General features: G+C 67.5%; 15 protein-coding genes. 9 read left to right on the plus strand and 6 right to left on the minus strand.

The genetic code is table 11. The features are described 5' to 3' along the window. The first annotated feature begins 35 nt into the window (after positions 1-35). Together NOCYR_RS10505 and NOCYR_RS10510 are read left to right on the plus strand one after the other, a co-directional pair. Positions 36-920 carry an SPFH domain-containing protein gene (locus NOCYR_RS10505; RefSeq protein ID WP_014350344.1) on the plus strand — a complete coding sequence of 295 codons (885 nt, stop codon included), beginning with the start codon at positions 36-38 and terminating at the stop codon, positions 918-920. 11 nt (positions 921-931) lie between these two features. After that, complete coding sequence (locus tag NOCYR_RS10510) at positions 932-1,111, plus strand: hypothetical protein (protein ID WP_014350345.1); 180 nt, start codon at positions 932-934, stop codon at positions 1,109-1,111. 41 nt (positions 1,112-1,152) lie between these two features. Here the strand turns inward: NOCYR_RS10510 and NOCYR_RS10515 are convergent, their stop codons facing one another. Further along, complete coding sequence (locus tag NOCYR_RS10515; protein ID WP_048833246.1) at positions 1,153-2,010, minus strand: class I SAM-dependent methyltransferase; 858 nt, start codon at positions 2,008-2,010, stop codon at positions 1,153-1,155. Between the two features lie 167 nt (positions 2,011-2,177). Here NOCYR_RS10515 and rpsA point away from each other — a divergent pair, with 167 nt between their 5' ends. Further along, on the plus strand, positions 2,178-3,644 hold the full coding sequence (gene rpsA, locus NOCYR_RS10520) for a 30S ribosomal protein S1 (RefSeq protein WP_014350347.1): 1,467 nt from the start codon (positions 2,178-2,180) through the stop codon (positions 3,642-3,644). Between the two features lie 252 nt (positions 3,645-3,896). Here the strand turns inward: rpsA and NOCYR_RS29205 are convergent, their stop codons facing one another. Then, on the minus strand, positions 3,897-4,055 hold the full coding sequence (locus NOCYR_RS29205; protein WP_162471523.1) for a hypothetical protein: 159 nt from the start codon (positions 4,053-4,055) through the stop codon (positions 3,897-3,899). A 456-nt stretch (positions 4,056-4,511) separates the two neighbouring features. On the opposite strand from NOCYR_RS29205, the gene coaE reads away from it, so the two are divergent. Further along, positions 4,512-5,720, plus strand: coding sequence for a dephospho-CoA kinase (gene coaE / locus NOCYR_RS10525; RefSeq protein WP_081505369.1), 1,209 nt, complete (start codon positions 4,512-4,514; stop codon positions 5,718-5,720). A gap of 8 nt (positions 5,721-5,728) precedes the next feature. Here coaE and NOCYR_RS10530 read toward each other — a convergent pair whose 3' ends face one another. Continuing rightward, complete coding sequence (locus NOCYR_RS10530) at positions 5,729-6,253, minus strand: DUF402 domain-containing protein (protein ID WP_048833247.1); 525 nt, start codon at positions 6,251-6,253, stop codon at positions 5,729-5,731. 100 nt (positions 6,254-6,353) lie between these two features. Here NOCYR_RS10530 and uvrB point away from each other — a divergent pair, with 100 nt between their 5' ends. Next, positions 6,354-8,528 carry an excinuclease ABC subunit UvrB gene (gene uvrB / locus NOCYR_RS10535; protein WP_014350350.1) on the plus strand — a complete coding sequence of 725 codons (2,175 nt, stop codon included), beginning with the start codon at positions 6,354-6,356 and terminating at the stop codon, positions 8,526-8,528. A gap of 63 nt (positions 8,529-8,591) precedes the next feature. Here the strand turns inward: uvrB and NOCYR_RS10540 are convergent, their stop codons facing one another. Further along, positions 8,592-9,134, minus strand: coding sequence for a PadR family transcriptional regulator (locus tag NOCYR_RS10540; RefSeq protein ID WP_014350351.1), 543 nt, complete (start codon positions 9,132-9,134; stop codon positions 8,592-8,594). A 97-nt stretch (positions 9,135-9,231) separates the two neighbouring features. Here NOCYR_RS10540 and NOCYR_RS10545 point away from each other — a divergent pair, with 97 nt between their 5' ends. After that, positions 9,232-10,536 (plus strand): carotenoid oxygenase family protein, encoded by a 1,305-nt coding sequence (locus NOCYR_RS10545; protein WP_014350352.1) that lies wholly within the window; start codon positions 9,232-9,234, stop codon positions 10,534-10,536. 11 nt (positions 10,537-10,547) lie between these two features. Here NOCYR_RS10545 and NOCYR_RS10550 read toward each other — a convergent pair whose 3' ends face one another. Then, on the minus strand, positions 10,548-11,018 hold the full coding sequence (locus NOCYR_RS10550) for a VOC family protein (RefSeq protein ID WP_048834072.1): 471 nt from the start codon (positions 11,016-11,018) through the stop codon (positions 10,548-10,550). Between the two features lie 52 nt (positions 11,019-11,070). Here NOCYR_RS10550 and NOCYR_RS10555 point away from each other — a divergent pair, with 52 nt between their 5' ends. The 3 genes from NOCYR_RS10555 (at position 11,071) to NOCYR_RS10565 (ending at position 13,370) form a co-directional block, all read left to right on the plus strand. Beyond that, a complete protein-coding gene (locus NOCYR_RS10555; RefSeq protein WP_014350354.1) occupies positions 11,071-11,961 on the plus strand; it encodes a helix-turn-helix domain-containing protein in 891 nt (296 codons plus the stop codon). Positions 11,962-12,040: 79 nt separating this feature from the next. Beyond that, positions 12,041-12,454, plus strand: a complete 414-nt coding sequence (locus NOCYR_RS10560) for a DoxX family protein (RefSeq protein WP_014350355.1) — start codon at positions 12,041-12,043, stop codon at positions 12,452-12,454. A 463-nt stretch (positions 12,455-12,917) separates the two neighbouring features. Continuing rightward, entirely contained in the window at positions 12,918-13,370 is a 453-nt protein-coding gene (locus NOCYR_RS10565; protein WP_014350356.1) for a universal stress protein, read from the plus strand. A gap of 50 nt (positions 13,371-13,420) precedes the next feature. Here the strand turns inward: NOCYR_RS10565 and NOCYR_RS10570 are convergent, their stop codons facing one another. Continuing rightward, positions 13,421-15,727, minus strand: coding sequence for a HelD family protein (locus tag NOCYR_RS10570; RefSeq protein ID WP_048834073.1), 2,307 nt, complete (start codon positions 15,725-15,727; stop codon positions 13,421-13,423). Positions 15,728-15,776: the final 49 nt, after the last annotated feature.

Below are 15,776 nucleotides of genomic sequence, written 5' to 3' on the forward strand. Positions count from 1 at the left end.
TTGTCGTGATATCACTTTGATACCGGGAGGATGTCATGAAGCTTCGCGCCGCTGTCCACGCCAATGGGTTCGTGGTGTTACTGACGTGGCTGGTGCTGACGCTGGCCGTCGGCGGCGGCACCGCGCTCGCCTTCGTCGTCGGCGCCAAGGACGGCAACGGCGCCGCGCTCGGGATCGGTATCGCGGGAGCCGTGGTGCTGGTCGTGCTCCTGCTCGCGATCACCGGGCTGATCGTGGTCAACCCGAACGAGGCGAAGGTGGTGCAGTTCTTCGGCCGCTACATCGGCTCGGTGAGCGAACCCGGCTTCTACTCGGTGCTCCCGCTCACCGACCGGCGCAGCATCTCGCTGCGGGTGCGTAACTTCGAGACCCAGAAGCTCAAGGTCAACGACGCCGACGGCAATCCGGTCGAGATCGCGGCGGTGGTCGTCTACCGGGTGGTCGACAGCTACAAAGCAGCCTTCGCCGTCGACGATTACGAGGAGTACGTGGAGACCCAGTCCGAGGCCGCGGTCCGGCACCTGGCCACCACCCACCCCTACGACGCTCACGACGCCGAGCGCACCAGCCTGCGCGACGGCACCGAAGTCGCCGAAGAACTCACCGTCGAACTGCGCGAACGCACCGAACTCGCCGGTATCGAGGTGCTCGAGGCCCGCATCACCCATCTCGCCTACGCCCCCGAGATCGCCCAGGCGATGCTGGTGCGTCAGCAGGCCGCGCAGGTGGTCGCCGCGCGCACCCACATCGTGGAGGGCGCGGTCGGCATGGTCGGCCTGGCGCTGGAGCGGCTCACCGCCGAGGGCATGGTGGAACTCGACGAGGAGCGGAAAGCGAGCATGGTGTCGAACCTGCTGGTGGTGCTGTGCGGTGATCGACCGACCCAGCCCGTGGTCAACGCCGGATCGCTGTACTCCTGACCGGCGAGCCGATGGCCGAACGCAAAAAGATCCTGCTGCGGCTCGATCCGGCGGTCTACGAGGCGGTGGCCCGCTGGGCCGCCGACGACCTGCGCAGCGTCAACGCCCAGATCGAATACGCACTACGGCTGGCCCTCGACAACGCCGGCCGGAAACCGCGACCGGGCAGATCGGACAACGGCGATGACTGAGAACCGGACCGCACGCTCCCGCGAGCGTCCGGTCCGGTCGTTCAGTTCGTCCCGCCCGGTTTACGCGCCACGAAGATCGCCGTACCCGGGAACAGGGCGCCGCGCAGCGGGCTCCACTGACCCCACTCCCGGTCCAGCCACTCCGGCCAGTCCGGTTCGATGATGTCCTCCAGGACCAGCCCTGCCGCGACGATCTCGCGGACACGATCGCCGATGGTCCGGTGATGTTCGACGTAGGTGGGTTCGCCGTCGACGTCGACCTCTATATAGGGGGTGCGGTCGAAATACGGCGTGGTGGCGACCAGCCCGGCCGGACCCGGATCGTCGGGGAAGATCCAGCGCATCGGATGGTTCACCGAGAACACCCAGCGCCCACCCGGCCGCAACACCCGCTCGACCTCACGCATGACCTGCGCCGAATCGGCGACGAACGGGATCGCTCCGAACGCCGAGCAGGCGGCATCGAAGGATGCGTCGGCGAAGGGCAACGCCTCGGCGCCGGCCTGCACCAGCGGCACCCGCGGCCCACCGCGCGCCATCGCCGCCACCCCGCGCGCGAGCATGCCCGCCGACAGGTCCAGGCCGACCGGATGCGCGCCATTGCTCGCCAGCCAGCGCGAACACGGCGCCGAACCACAGCCGATCTCCAGAATGCGCTGTCCGGCAATATCGCCGAGCAGATGCCAATCGCCCTCGTGCAGTCCCTCGGGACACCAGACGAATTCACCGCCGGGGGAGTCGACACCGAGAAATTCGGCATGGGTATCGTGGTACTGGCCGGCGTCGGCATCCCACCAGCGCCGGCTGGCACGTTCACTGTCCGTGGAATCGATTCGGGCACGTGCCGGACCCACGGTTCCGAGCAGTTCGTTTGCTTGTGCATGGCGATCGTCCGACACGCCGTAAGAGTATCGGCGTGGCGACGGGACCGGTTTGCCCGGCCCGATGCAGGTCGCGTACGCTGAACGCGCGAGTGATCACACCGCGCCCAATTTCGGTGTGTCGCACAGTACCGAAAGATCCAATGTCCGCAACCGACCACAATCCGTCCGGAGCAAATCCACATATGCCCACCACCGTCACCTCGCCGCAGGTAGCCGTCAACGACATCGGCTCCGCCGAGGATTTCCTCGCCGCCATCGACGCCACGATCAAGTACTTCAACGATGGCGACATCGTCGAGGGAACCATCGTCAAGGTCGATCGTGACGAGGTCCTGCTCGACATCGGTTACAAGACCGAAGGCGTCATCCCCTCCCGCGAGCTCTCCATCAAACACGATGTCGATCCCAACGAGGTCGTTTCCGTGGGCGATGAGGTCGAGGCCCTGGTTCTCACCAAGGAGGACAAGGAAGGCCGCCTGATCCTGTCGAAGAAGCGGGCGCAGTACGAGCGCGCGTGGGGCACGATCGAGGAGCTCAAGGAGAAGGACGAGGCCGTCAAGGGCACCGTCATCGAGGTCGTCAAGGGTGGCCTGATCCTCGACATCGGGCTGCGTGGCTTCCTGCCCGCCTCGCTGGTCGAGATGCGTCGCGTCCGCGATCTGCAGCCGTACGTCGGCAAGGAGATCGAGGCCAAGATCATCGAGCTCGACAAGAACCGCAACAACGTGGTTCTCTCGCGTCGCGCCTGGCTGGAGCAGACCCAGTCCGAGGTCCGCAGCGAGTTCCTGCACCAGCTGCAGAAGGGCCAGGTCCGCAAGGGTGTGGTCTCCTCGATCGTCAACTTCGGTGCCTTCGTGGACCTGGGCGGCGTCGACGGTCTGGTGCACGTGTCCGAGCTGTCCTGGAAGCACATCGACCACCCGTCCGAGGTCGTCGAGGTGGGCACCGAGGTCACCGTCGAGGTGCTCGACGTCGACCTGGACCGCGAGCGCGTCTCGCTGTCGCTGAAGGCCACCCAGGAAGACCCGTGGCGTCAGTTCGCCCGCACCCACGCGATCGGCCAGATCGTGCCGGGCAAGGTCACCAAGCTGGTTCCGTTCGGTGCGTTCGTGCGCGTCGAAGAGGGCATCGAGGGCCTGGTGCACATCTCCGAGCTGGCCGAGCGCCACGTCGAGGTGCCGGACCAGGTCGTCGCGGTCGGCGACGACGCGATGGTCAAGGTCATCGACATCGACCTGGAGCGTCGCCGGATCTCGCTGTCGCTGAAGCAGGCCAACGAGGACTACCACGCCGAGTTCGACCCGTCGAAGTACGGCATGGCCGACAGCTACGACGAGCAGGGCAACTACATCTTCCCCGAGGGCTTCGATCCCGAGACCAACGAATGGCTCGAGGGCTTCGACAAGCAGCGCGAGGAGTGGGAAGGCCGCTACGCCGAGGCGGAGCGTCGCCACAAGATGCACACCGCGCAAATGGAGAAGATGGCGGCCGACGCCGCGGCCGAGGCTGCCAACGGTGGCGGCTCGTCGAACTACTCCTCCGAGAGCGGTTCGCAGTCCACCTCCAGCCAGCCCGAGTCCGCCGGCGGCTCGCTCGCCAGCGACGCCCAGCTCGCGGCTCTGCGGGAGAAGCTCTCCGGCAACGCCTGATACGGGTAGAGCAACACCGAAGGCCCCGGTCCACCCAGGACCGGGGCCTTCGGGCTGTTCCGGGGAGGTGCCGCCCTACGCCGCCGCGACGGTGAACCGGCGTTGCAGGAACCGCCCCGATGGCGGGCTCGGATACGTCCACCGCCGGTCCGAGATTTCGGTGCCGGGCTATCAGCCGCCGCGCGGTTAGCCGCTCGCGCGTACGACAGTGGCCCGGTCGCGAGGACCGGGCCACTGACGTGGAAGTGGGCGTCAGCCCGCGGTGGCGGGGACCCAGCGCACCGAGGGCGTCGCCGAACGCCGGCGCATGGCGGCGAAACTATGCCGAGCCGGGCTGATCAACGAGGTGAACCATGTGCGGCGATGCTCGGCGAGCGCAGCCGCGACGGCGGGGATTTCGATGCAGTGCACGCCTCCCGCCATTCCCAGGCGGTGGCGACCCGTCTGGTTGTTACTGGTGCCCAATGGTCTTCCTTTGCTTGATGGTTCTCTGGCCTGGATCGCCACGGCGAAGATTAGCGGAACCGAAGTGGTCCGCAGTGTATTTTGCCGAAGTAATTGCCCGGCGTGTCGGAAAGTTATCGCTTGGAAACCGTCATCGGCAGGAAATGTTGCGAGATGGTCTCGGCCGCGTCACGGAACGGGCAATTGCCACGCGGGGTGGTGAAAAGGGATGCGGGAGTGGGTAACCGGCAGGGTCGGCGTTTCTCGCGAAAAAACGGTCGCCGATTCCGCGGCCGGGGCTGCGCGATTCCCGGACCCGATTCACGCGGGGCGTCGTCGACCCGCATCCAATGGTTCGTCGCTGCGCGGCCGGTGGATGGGTGCCGGGTGCGGGCTCGGCGGGCCGGATGCGAGACTGGTCGAATGTTACGAATCGGCCTCACCGGAGGTATGGGCGCCGGCAAGTCCACCGTGGCGCGAATCCTCGCCGAACGCGGCGCGGTGGTGATCGACTCCGACGCGATCGCGCGTGAGGTCGTCGCACCGGGCACCGAGGGTCTCGCCGCGTTGGTCGAGGCATTCGGCGCCGATATTCTCGCCGCCGACGGCAGCCTGGACCGGCCGGCGCTGGCGGCCAAGGCCTTCGGCGACGACGAGTCCCGCGCTCGCTTGAACGCGATCACCCATCCGCTGGTCGGCCGCCGCACCGGGGAACTGCTGGCCGCGGCCGCGCCGGATGCCATTGTGGTGCAGGATATTCCGCTGCTGGTGGAAAACGGTCTGGCGCCGTTGATGAATCTGGTGCTCGTGGTGGATGTGGCCGCCGAGACCCGAATTCAGCGGCTCGTGCAATTCCGTGGTGTTGCCGAAGTCGATGCGCGCGCCCGTATTTCGGCCCAGGCCACCGATGAACAGCGCCGCGCGGTCGCCGATGTGCTGCTGGATAACAATGGGCCGGCCGAGGCCGTCGAAGCCGAGGTGCACCGGCTGTGGGACGAGCGGCTGGTGCCGTTCGAACACAATCTGCGCGCGGGCTTGGTGGCCGAGCGCGAACTGCGGTTGGTGGCGCCGGATCCGGATTGGGACGCCCAGGCACAGCGATTGATCGCCCGGCTGTGGGTGGCCGCGGGAAACGCCGCCTCGCGCATCGACCACATCGGGTCCACCGCGGTGCCGGGGTTGCTCGCCAAGGACGTCATCGATATCCAGATCACCGTGGCCGATCTCGCCGCCGCCGACGGTCTGCGCGACGCACTCGCCGCAGCCGGGTTCCCGGCGAAGACCCACATCGTGCACGACAACCCGAAGCCGACCGCGGCCGACCCCGAGGGCATCGACACCGAACTGTGGGCCAAACGGCTGCACGGCAGCGCCGACCCCGGCCGTCCCGCCAATGTGCACGTGCGGGTCGCCGGCTCGCCCGGCCAGCAGTTCGCGCTGGCCTTCCGCGACTGGCTGCGCGCCGATGCCGCCGCGCGCGAGGAGTACGCGCAGGTCAAGCGGGACGGTGCGGCCAAGGCGGCGGGCCTGTCCGGCGACGAGGCGATGGTGGCCTACCTGGCGGTCAAGGAACCGTGGTTCGACCAGGCGTACTCGCGGGCCATGCGCGCGGCCGGCGAGCACGAGGCCTGAGGCGCCGGCTACAGCCAGGTGAGCGGCATACCGCGGGAGGCGGTCCAGGCCAGCAGGTCGTGACCGTGCGCGGCGATGCCGTCGATGGCGGCGGTGGCGGTGGCGATCGCCCGTTCCGCGGTGGGCGCGTCCACCAGACCGGCTTGCAGCGCCGCTAGCAGCTCATCGACATCGAGCAGCCGGGTATCGCGACCGGTGCGCACCAGCAGGTCCAGGTAGTGGTCCACCGACCGCCATTTCTTCGGCTCGACCTCGGCGAATTCGCCGATGTCGATGTAGTAGTCCTGGTTGCGCAGGTGGGCGGCGGTGTAGTGGAAGACCGTGGCCCGGATCGACAGCTCGGGCAGCAGCCACGACTCCATGTAATGGAACGACGGATGATCGGCGGTGCGCGCCATGTACAGGCCCCATGGTTCGACGCGGTAACTCTCGACCGGCCGCACGAACCCCTTGGGATCGGTATTGGTGAGTTCGGCGACGTTGAAGTACTCCACCTTCGGCCGGTGCACGTCCACGGATGGTGCCTGAGTCATGTCTCGAGAATCTACCGTCGACGGTGCCGTTGTCCAGGCCGCTCCGGCGGCGCGAGCCGGCGGCCGAAATCTGTCGGTGGCTACGCCTACCCTGGTGAACATGGCATTCGCAACCGAGATCCCGGCCGACGAACAGGGCCGCACGCCGCTGGCGCATTCGGAGTTCCGCCCGGTGGGCGAGATCGCGCGTACCGGTGGCCGGTTCGAGGTCGTCAGCCCGCATCAGCCGGCGGGCGATCAGCCGGCCGCCATCGACGAGCTGGAACGCCGCATCAAGGCGGGGGAGCGCGATGTGGTGCTGCTGGGCGCCACCGGTACCGGTAAATCGGCCACCACCGCTTGGCTGATCGAGCGGGTGCAGCGGCCCACGCTGGTGATGGCGCCGAACAAGACGCTGGCGGCGCAGCTGGCCAATGAATTGCGCGAGATGCTGCCGAACAACGCGGTCGAGTACTTCGTTTCGTACTACGACTACTACCAGCCCGAGGCCTATATCGCGCAGACCGATACCTATATCGAGAAGGACAGCTCGATCAACGACGATGTCGAGCGGTTGCGCCATTCGGCGACGTCGAGCCTGCTCTCGCGCCGCGATGTGGTGGTGGTCGCCTCGGTGTCGTGCATCTACGGCCTCGGCACCCCGCAGTCCTACCTCGATCGATCGGTGCAGCTGGAGGTGGGCACCGAGGTCGACCGCGACGCGCTGCTGCGCATGCTGGTCGACGTGCAGTACACCCGCAACGATATGGCCTTCACCCGTGGCTCGTTCCGGGTGCGCGGCGATACCGTCGAGATCATCCCCTCCTATGAGGAGCTGGCGGTCCGCATCGAATTCTTCGGCGACGAGATCGAGGCGCTGTACTACCTGCATCCGCTCACCGGCGATGTGGTGCGGCAGGTCGATATGCTGCGCATCTTCCCGGCCACCCATTATGTGGCCGGCCCCGACCGGATGGAGCGCGCCGTCCACGATATCGAGGCCGAACTCGAGCAGCGGCTGGCCGAATTCGAGCGTCAGGGCAAATTGCTCGAGGCCCAGCGCCTGCGTATGCGCACCCAGTACGACCTGGAGATGATCCGCCAGGTCGGGTTCTGCTCCGGTATCGAGAACTATTCGCGCCATATCGACGGCCGGCCGGCCGGGTCGGCGCCGGCCACTCTGCTCGACTATTTCCCCGAGGATTTCCTGCTGGTCATCGACGAGTCGCATGTCACGGTGCCGCAGATCGGCGGCATGTACGAAGGCGATATGTCGCGCAAGCGCAATCTCGTCGAATACGGATTCCGGCTGCCGTCGGCCATCGACAACCGCCCGCTCACCTGGGAAGAGTTCGCCGAACGCATCGGTCAGACGGTGTATCTGTCCGCCACGCCCGGCAATTACGAGCTGGGCCAGTCCGGTGGTGAGGTGGTCGAGCAGGTCATCCGCCCGACGGGTCTGGTGGATCCGAAGGTGATCGTCAAACCGACCAAGGGCCAGATCGACGATCTGGTGCACGAGATCCGCCAGCGCACCGACCGCGACGAACGAGTCCTGGTCACCACGCTCACCAAGAAGATGGCCGAGGATCTCACCGACTATCTGCTCGGGCTCGGGGTGCGGGTGCGGTATCTGCATTCGGAGATCGACACCTTGCGCCGGGTGGAGTTGCTGCGCCAGCTGCGCCTCGGCGAATACGACGTGCTGGTCGGCATCAACCTGCTGCGTGAGGGCCTGGACCTGCCCGAGGTCTCGCTGGTGGCGATCCTCGACGCGGACAAGGAAGGCTTCCTGCGCAGCAGCACCAGCCTGATCCAGACCATCGGCCGCGCGGCCCGCAATGTGTCCGGTGAGGTGCACATGTACGCGGACAAGATCACCGATTCGATGCAGCACGCCATCGACGAGACCGAACGCCGCCGGGCCAAGCAGATCGCCTACAACGAGGAAATGGGCATCGACCCGCAGCCGCTGCGCAAGAAGATCGCCGACATCCTCGATCAGGTGTACCAGGAGGCCGACGACGAGGTGGCCGTCGGCGGGTCGGGCCGCAATGCCAGTCGCGGCCGGCGCGCCCAGGGTGAGCCGGGGCGGGCGGTGAGCGCGGGCGTCATCGAGGGGCGCGACGTCAAGTCGATGCCGCGCGCCGAGCTGGCCGATCTGGTGAAGGAACTGACCGACCAGATGATGAACGCGGCACGGGAACTGCAATTCGAGCTGGCCGGTCGCCTGCGCGATGAGATCGCGGATCTGAAGAAGGAACTGCGTGGGATGGATGCGGCCGGGCTGAGCTGAGCGCCACAGGCGGCGGATCGGCGGGTATCCGGGCCGGAACCGGGGGCCGGCAGCCGGACTCGACTACTCGGCTGAACGCGACTTCTCGCGCGCCTCGACCTGCTCCCGGGCGCGGCGATACCAGTCGCGCCGGAAAGCGATGAACTGCTTGCCGTAGTCCAGCACCAGATGGCCGTAGAAGGAGAAGTCGTCCTCGCCCCAGGGGATCGACTGCTCCAGCTCGATCGTGTCCGCCCGCTCCGCCTCGAGAGCTGCGGCCTGTTCGTCCAGGAAACGCATCGCAGCCTCCGGTCCGAGGCGTCCGAGCAGGAAGATCCGCATCATGGCCTCGTCGCGGCCGATGGGCTTGGGGGTGGTCTCGGCGAGCCAGCGATGCAGTTGCACCCGCCCCGGCTCGGTGACGGCGTATTCCTTGCGACCCCGCGGACCCACCGCGGCGACCTCGATCAAGCCGTCGTCGGTCAGTTTGCCCAGTTCGGCGTAGATCTGACTCTGGGTGGCCGACCAGACGTTGCCCAGCGACATCTCGAACAACCGCACCAGGTCGTATCCACTGGCGCCGTCCAATTCAGCGACCAGTCCCAGGACGGCATAGCGCAGACTCATATCGCGATCCTACGACCCGGCATTGACATGTCTAAAAAGGAGGGTCTAGTTTCGACCTGTCTGAAGTGGAATATTAGGCGGCTGTGAGGAACCTACGATGACCAGCACCCGACCTGCCTGGCTGACCGGACACATGGCACCCGTGCCGGACGAGATCGACGCTGTCGCGCTGGAGGTGACCGGTGCGCTCCCCGCGGAACTGACCGGCCGCTACCTCCGCAACGGACCGAATCCGGCACCAGGCCAGGTGAGCGGCCATTGGTTCACCGGCCCCGGCATGCTGCACGGCATCCGGCTGCGCGACGGTCGCGCCGAGTGGTACCGCAACCGCTGGGTGCGCACCACGGCCTTCACCGACGGTGCGCCCTTCTTGCGCGAGGATTTCAGCGTCGACCGGACCGCGGTGAGTGCCAATACGCACGTAATCCCGCACGCCGACCGGATCTTCGCGCTGGTCGAAGCCGGTTTCCCGTACGAGGTGACGCCGGACCTGGACACCATCGGACCCTGTGACTTCGGGGGCCGGCTTACCACCGCGATGACCGCTCACCCCAAGCAGGATCCGGTCTCCGGCGACCTGCTGTTCTTCGGTTACGGGTTCCGGCCGCCCTATCTGACCTATCACCGGTTGTCGGCGGCGGGGGAACTGGTCGAGAGCCGCGAGGTACCGGTGCCGGGCCCGACGATGATGCACGACTTCGCGATCACCGAGAACCACGTCATCTGGCTCGACCTCCCGGTGGTCTTCGACATCGAGCTCGCGGCCGGAGCGGGCGGGATGCCCTATCGCTGGGACGCCGGCTACGGTGCGCGGCTCGGCGTGATGCCGCGCGCGGGCGGCCCGGTCCGGTGGTTCGATATCGAGCCCTGCTACATATTTCACGTCGGCAACGCCTACGAACACGACGGCCGGATCGTCGTCGACGGCGCGCGTTACCGTCCCGAGGATTTCGCCGCCATCTGGTCCGGAATCGGCGGTACGCCGACCAGTGCGATCGACCGGGCAGCAGCCGGGGCGCGCATGCATCGCTGGACCCTCGATCCGGCCACCGGTGCTGTCGCCGAGACGAGCATTGACGACCGCATCGTCGAATTCCCTACTCATAACGACACTCTCACCGGCTGTGGCCACCGCTATCTCTACACGGTGAGCTCCGATGCGATCGTGAAATACGACCTAGACACCGGCCGTTCGGCGGCGGTGGATGCCGAGCATCCCGGCGAGGCGGTGTTCGTCCCGGCCGACGGACGCCGAGCCGAAGACGAGGGCTGGCTGCTGTCCCTCGTCGCCGACGAGCTGCGGGTGCTCGACGCCACCGACATGTCACCGGTGGCGTCGGTGCGACTCCCGCGCCGGGTCCCGGCCGGCTTCCACGGCAGCTGGATACCCGACGCGGGCTGAGTCGCACCGGCTCAGCCCTGGGTGGCCAGCCACTCGTTGACGCGGCGCTCGGCCTCTTCCCTCGACACGTCCTCGACCTTGGTCATCACCGCCCACCGGTGGCCGAACGGGTCGATGAGCACGCCGAAGCGGTCCCCGGTGACGAAGGTCTGCGGTTCTTCGACGCAGCGGGCGCCGCGCTCGACCGCCCGGGCGACGGCCGCGTCGGCATCGGGGCAGTAGTGCACGATGGAGGTGTGCACCCATTCGCCGTTCGGTGCGAGCACCCCGTTGTCCGGAATCGGCATGCCCACCTGGAGCGTGGAATCGCCGATCTTCAGTTCCGCGTGCGCGGCCTGACCGTCGGGCAGATCGTTGCGGGTGATCAGCTCGGCGCCGAAGACCTCGGTATAGAAATCGATGGCCTTGTTGGCGTCGGCGACGGCCAGGAAACAGGTGATGGAGTGGTAGCCGGCGGGAATCGGGTTCACGGTGCTTGTCATGTCTTTCATCCTCGGCCGCGCGGGCGCGGTGATCTTGTAAGAAAGCGACACCATGGCCGAGCGCGGTGATCGCGGCGCCCTCACCGGGCGCAAAGGGATCCTGCATCCGGACGAGCAGGCCCGCTACCGCACGCTGAACCGGCTGCCGGCCGGACCAGCGGTGGCCGAGGTCATCGACTGGTACTGGTCGGTGCGCTGGGACCTGCGCGGCCGGGCACCGTATCTGGCGCAGGTGCTGCCGTTTCCGTGCGTGAACGTCACCTTCGAGCAATCGGAGATCAAGACCGGCGGCTTCGTCAACGGGGTCTGCACCACCAAGTTCGTCCGCGAATTGTCCGGCGCCGGGGAGACTTTCGGGATCCGGTTCCGGGCGGGCGGATTCGGCGCCTTCACCGGCCTCGATGTCGGCGAATTCCGCGACCGGACCGTCGCGCTGGCCGAGGTGTTGCCCGAGGCCGACCGTCTCACCGGGGCGGTGCTGGCTGAGTCCTCCGACGCGGGCCGCCGCGATATCGTCGAATCCTTCTTCGCCCGTGGCCCCGCCGCGCCGGACCCGAACTACGATCTGGTGCTACGCATCGTCGAGGCGATGGCCGCCGATCCGGAACTGACCCGGGTCGATCAGGTCACCGAACGGTTCGCGGTCTCCATCCGCACCCTGCAACGGCTGTTCCGCCGCTACGTCGGCGCGGGCCCGAAGTGGGTGCTGCGCCGCTACCGGCTGCAGGACGCCGCCGATCTGCTCGCCCGCGGCCGGGTCGAGGATCTCGCCGCGCTGTCGGCCGAGTTGGGCTATTACGACCAGGCCCATTTCACCCGGGAATTCACCGCGGAAGTGGGAATGGCGCCGCTGGAATACGCCAAGCATTCGGTGCGGGCCCGCAACGAGGTCACCGCGAAAATGCTGCCGCGCGGCGAAGAGATACCGGATCAGTTCCGATAGATCATTTCCGGCCGGATTCCGGCCGGGGGAGTGGTTGAATAACGCACCATCTACCCACCGGCGAATTGAGGAGCTGGACATGGATGTCGTGGTGTTGATCGGCCGGGTGTTGTTCGTGGTGCTCTTTCTCGGTTCGGCCTTCGGTCACTTCACCCAGACCGAGGCGATGACCGGCTATGCGCAGAGCCGGGGTGTGCCCTCACCCAAGGCCGGCGTGCTCGCCTCGGGCGTGCTGATGGTGCTCGGTGCGCTGAGTGTGCTGCTCGGCATCTGGGCCGATCTCGGTGCGCTGCTGCTGTTCATCATGCTGCTGCCCACGGCCGTGCTGATGCACGCGTTCTGGTCCGAGACCGATGAGCAGGCCAAGCAGACCGAGATGATCCAGTTCAACAAGGATCTCGCGCTGGCGGGCGCGTCGCTGATGCTGTTCGCCTTCTTCGCCCACACCGACGAACTGGGATTGACCATCACCGGGCCACTTTTCAGCATGTGACGCCGGGCACGCGCTAATATTGCCGTTCGCCTCGCAGTTGAAAGGGAACGCATGGACATCATCGGCGCGATTCTGGGTATTTTCTGGGCCGACTACCGGCAGTGGCCCTGAGCCCTGTACCCGCCAGACCATGCGGCCCGTTCGTGAGCGCGAACGGGCCGCAGGCGTTTCCGACGCCGATGATGTGATGAATCTCCCAGGGCGGCAACGCCGTTCACCGATGTTGTGGCAGATCACAGAACACCGCGCGCTTGTTTGGGTCCGCCCAGGTAGCGCGGGCCCTGCGGTATTCGCGCAGGCCGGGCCGCTGCCGCCGGCGCGAACACTCCGAATGTGATGTGTTGCGAATTCTGATAATTCCGGGCGTATTGCCGCTATGGTCGACCCAGTCGCCGCGCCGAAGCCCCGACACGCCGGGACGAAAACCTGACGCAGGCGTCCGACCCGCACAGTTGGAGGAGAGATGACCGCCTACCGGACCATTGTCGTCGGTACCGATGGCTCGGACTCGTCGTATGTCGCCGTCGACAAGGCCGCCGCACTGGCCGGGGCCGCCGGCTCGACCCTGATCGTGGCCTGCGCCTACTACCCGACCGATGACCGTGAGGTCGCCGCGGCCGCCGATGTGCTCAAGGACGAGGCCTACCAGGTGCGCGGTTCCGCGCCGACCAACGAGATCCTGCGCACCGCCCGCGACCGGGCCACCGCCGCGGGAGCCAAGGAGATCGTCGAGCGCGCCATCGTCGGCGAGCCGGTCGAATCGCTGCTCGACCTGGTCAAGGAGACCCAGGCCGATCTGCTCGTGGTCGGTAACCGCGGCCTCAACACCCTGACCGGGCGCCTGCTCGGCTCGGTGCCCTCGGACGTCGCGCGCAAGTCGCGCTCGGACGTCCTCATCGTGCACACCGTTCGCTGATAACCGGCTCCGCGTGGTCGCCGCCGCACCGGCGGCGACCACGCGCCGCCTCACGCCTCGAGGGCGCTGAGTACCTCGGGCAGATCCGTGCTGTGCAGCACCGTCAGCCGCTGCGTCGCGCGGGTGAGCGCGACGTAGAGATCATTGAGCCCGCGCGGTGATTCGCCGATGATCCGGTCCGGCTCGATCAGATACACCGCGTCGAATTCCAGGCCCTTCACCTCGTGCACCGTCAGCACGCGCACCGATTCCGCCGCCACCTCGGCCAGCTCGGTGGACAACTCGTGCGGCACGATCACCGCCGTGGTTCCCGGCCCGCGCTCGGCCGCGAGTAGTCGCGCGAGTTCGGTGCCCAGCTCCGCTCCCTCGCATCGATGTGCCTGCGGCGGATGCCCGGTCTCGCGGACCGACCGCGGCACCTGCGCTTGCGGGTCGATGGCCGCCAGGACCGGCGCCGCCACCGCCATGATCTCGGCGGGCGTGCGGTAGTTCACGGTCAGCTCGGTGCGCTTCCAGCGTTTGGCCACATACGGTTCCAGCACCGCCTGCCAGGTGGACGCGCCCGCCGGATCGCCGGTCTGGGCGACGTCGCCGACCACCGTCATCCAGCGGTTCGGGATCCGGCGCATCACCATCCGCCACGCCATCTCCGACAGCTCCTGCGCCTCGTCCACGATGACGTGGCCGTAGGTCCAGGTCCGGTCGCCGGCCGCGCGTTCGGCAGTGGTCTGGCGGGTACGCACCTGCTGGCGTTCGGCCAGCTGACTGGCATCGATCAGGTCGTAGGCCATCAGGATCTCCGGGTCGAGTTCGTCTTCGAGATCCTGTGGCGCGGAACCGGTGAGGATGTCGAGCGCATCCTGGGCCTCGGCCAGTTGGGCGCGCCAGCGGCGGCGGGCGCGTTCGCGTTCCTCGGCGTCATCGATGCCGAGCAGTTCGGCCAACTCGTCGAGCAGCGGGGCGTCGGCGGCGCTGAACTCCCCGGTGTCCGGGCGCAGCAATTCGGCCCGGTCGGCCGGATCCAGCGAGCTCGCGACCCGATCCAGCCGGGCCGGATCGGCGAGCAGATCGGCCAGGACCTGCTGTGGGGTGAGGATCGGCCACAGCGCGCTGATCGCGCGCTGGATCTGCGGGTCCGACCGCATCTCGTCGGCGATCTCGGCCAGGTCGGTGCTGCTGAGCAGGCTGCGGCCACCGTCGATGGGATCGGCGCCCATGGTGGCGGCCAGCTGCTCGGTGAGCGCGTCGATGACCGAAGAGGCGAAGATCGGGCGGGCCAGGTTGTGCGGGCGCCGAGAGGAGCGGGCCCGGCCCCTGGCCTTGGTGACGATCTTGCGGTTGAGCGTCAGCGGGTATCCGTCGAAGCTCAGCGCGATCGGCTCGGACGGCACTTCCTGCCGGTCCCGCACCGCCTGTTTGAGCACTTCCAGGATGTTCAGCGAGCCCTTGATCTCCCCGGCGCGCAGCGAATCCTCGCGGGTCGCCTTCACCCCGGGATACAGGTCGCCGATGGTCGACAGCAGCACACCGGTCTCACCCAGCGACGGCAGCACCTGGCCGATGTAGTCGAGGAAGGTCGCGTTCGGCCCGATGATCAGCACACCGGCCTTGGCCAGCTGCTGACGATAGGTGTAGAGCAGGTAGGCGGCGCGATGCAGCGCGACCGCGGTCTTGCCGGTACCCGGACCGCCCTGCACCACCAGCACGCTCTTGTGCTCGGCGCGGATGATGGCGTCCTGCTCGCTCTGGATGGTCTCGACGATGTCGTTCATGTGGCCGGTGCGGGCGGCGTTCAACGCCGATAGCAGGGCGCTCTCGCTGCCGACGCCGCCGTCGTCCTCGGTGACGCCGGCGCGCCGGGCCGCATCCAGATCCAGGTATTCGTCGTTGATCGCGGTGACCCGGCGATTGCGGGAACGGATGTGGCGCCGCCGCAGCACACCGTCGGGTGCCGCGGTGGTGGCCAGGTAGAACGGCCGGGCCAAGGGCGCGCGCCAGTCCAGTAGCAGGGTCTCGTAGTCGTTGTGTTCGTCGAGGATGCCGAGGCGGCCGATGTAGCGGCGCTCGGCTCCGGCCTCGTCCTCGGACCCGTCGCCGTCGAGGTCGATGCGGCCGAAGCACAGTCCGTGTTCGGCGGCGTCGTATTTGGCCAGGTCCTCGGTGTAGAGCTGGGTGAACGACTCGCGTTCGCTGCGGGCCTGCGGGGTGCCGCCGGTCTCGAGCAGCACGGTGCGCAGGCGTTCGGTGGCGTACTTGCGCATGCCGTCGAGGCGGTCGTAGAGCACGTTCAGGTGCGACTGTTCCCGGGCGATCTCGGTGTCGGCGCCCGGCTGCGGTGCGGGTGCGGCGTCCGGGATGGGGGAGCGGTGATCCTGAGTGAGGCGGTCGGGCAAAACGAACTCCTTG

This window comes from Nocardia cyriacigeorgica GUH-2 (assembly GCF_000284035.1).
In the GTDB taxonomy this organism is placed as follows: Bacteria; Actinomycetota; Actinomycetes; order Mycobacteriales; family Mycobacteriaceae; genus Nocardia; species Nocardia cyriacigeorgica_B.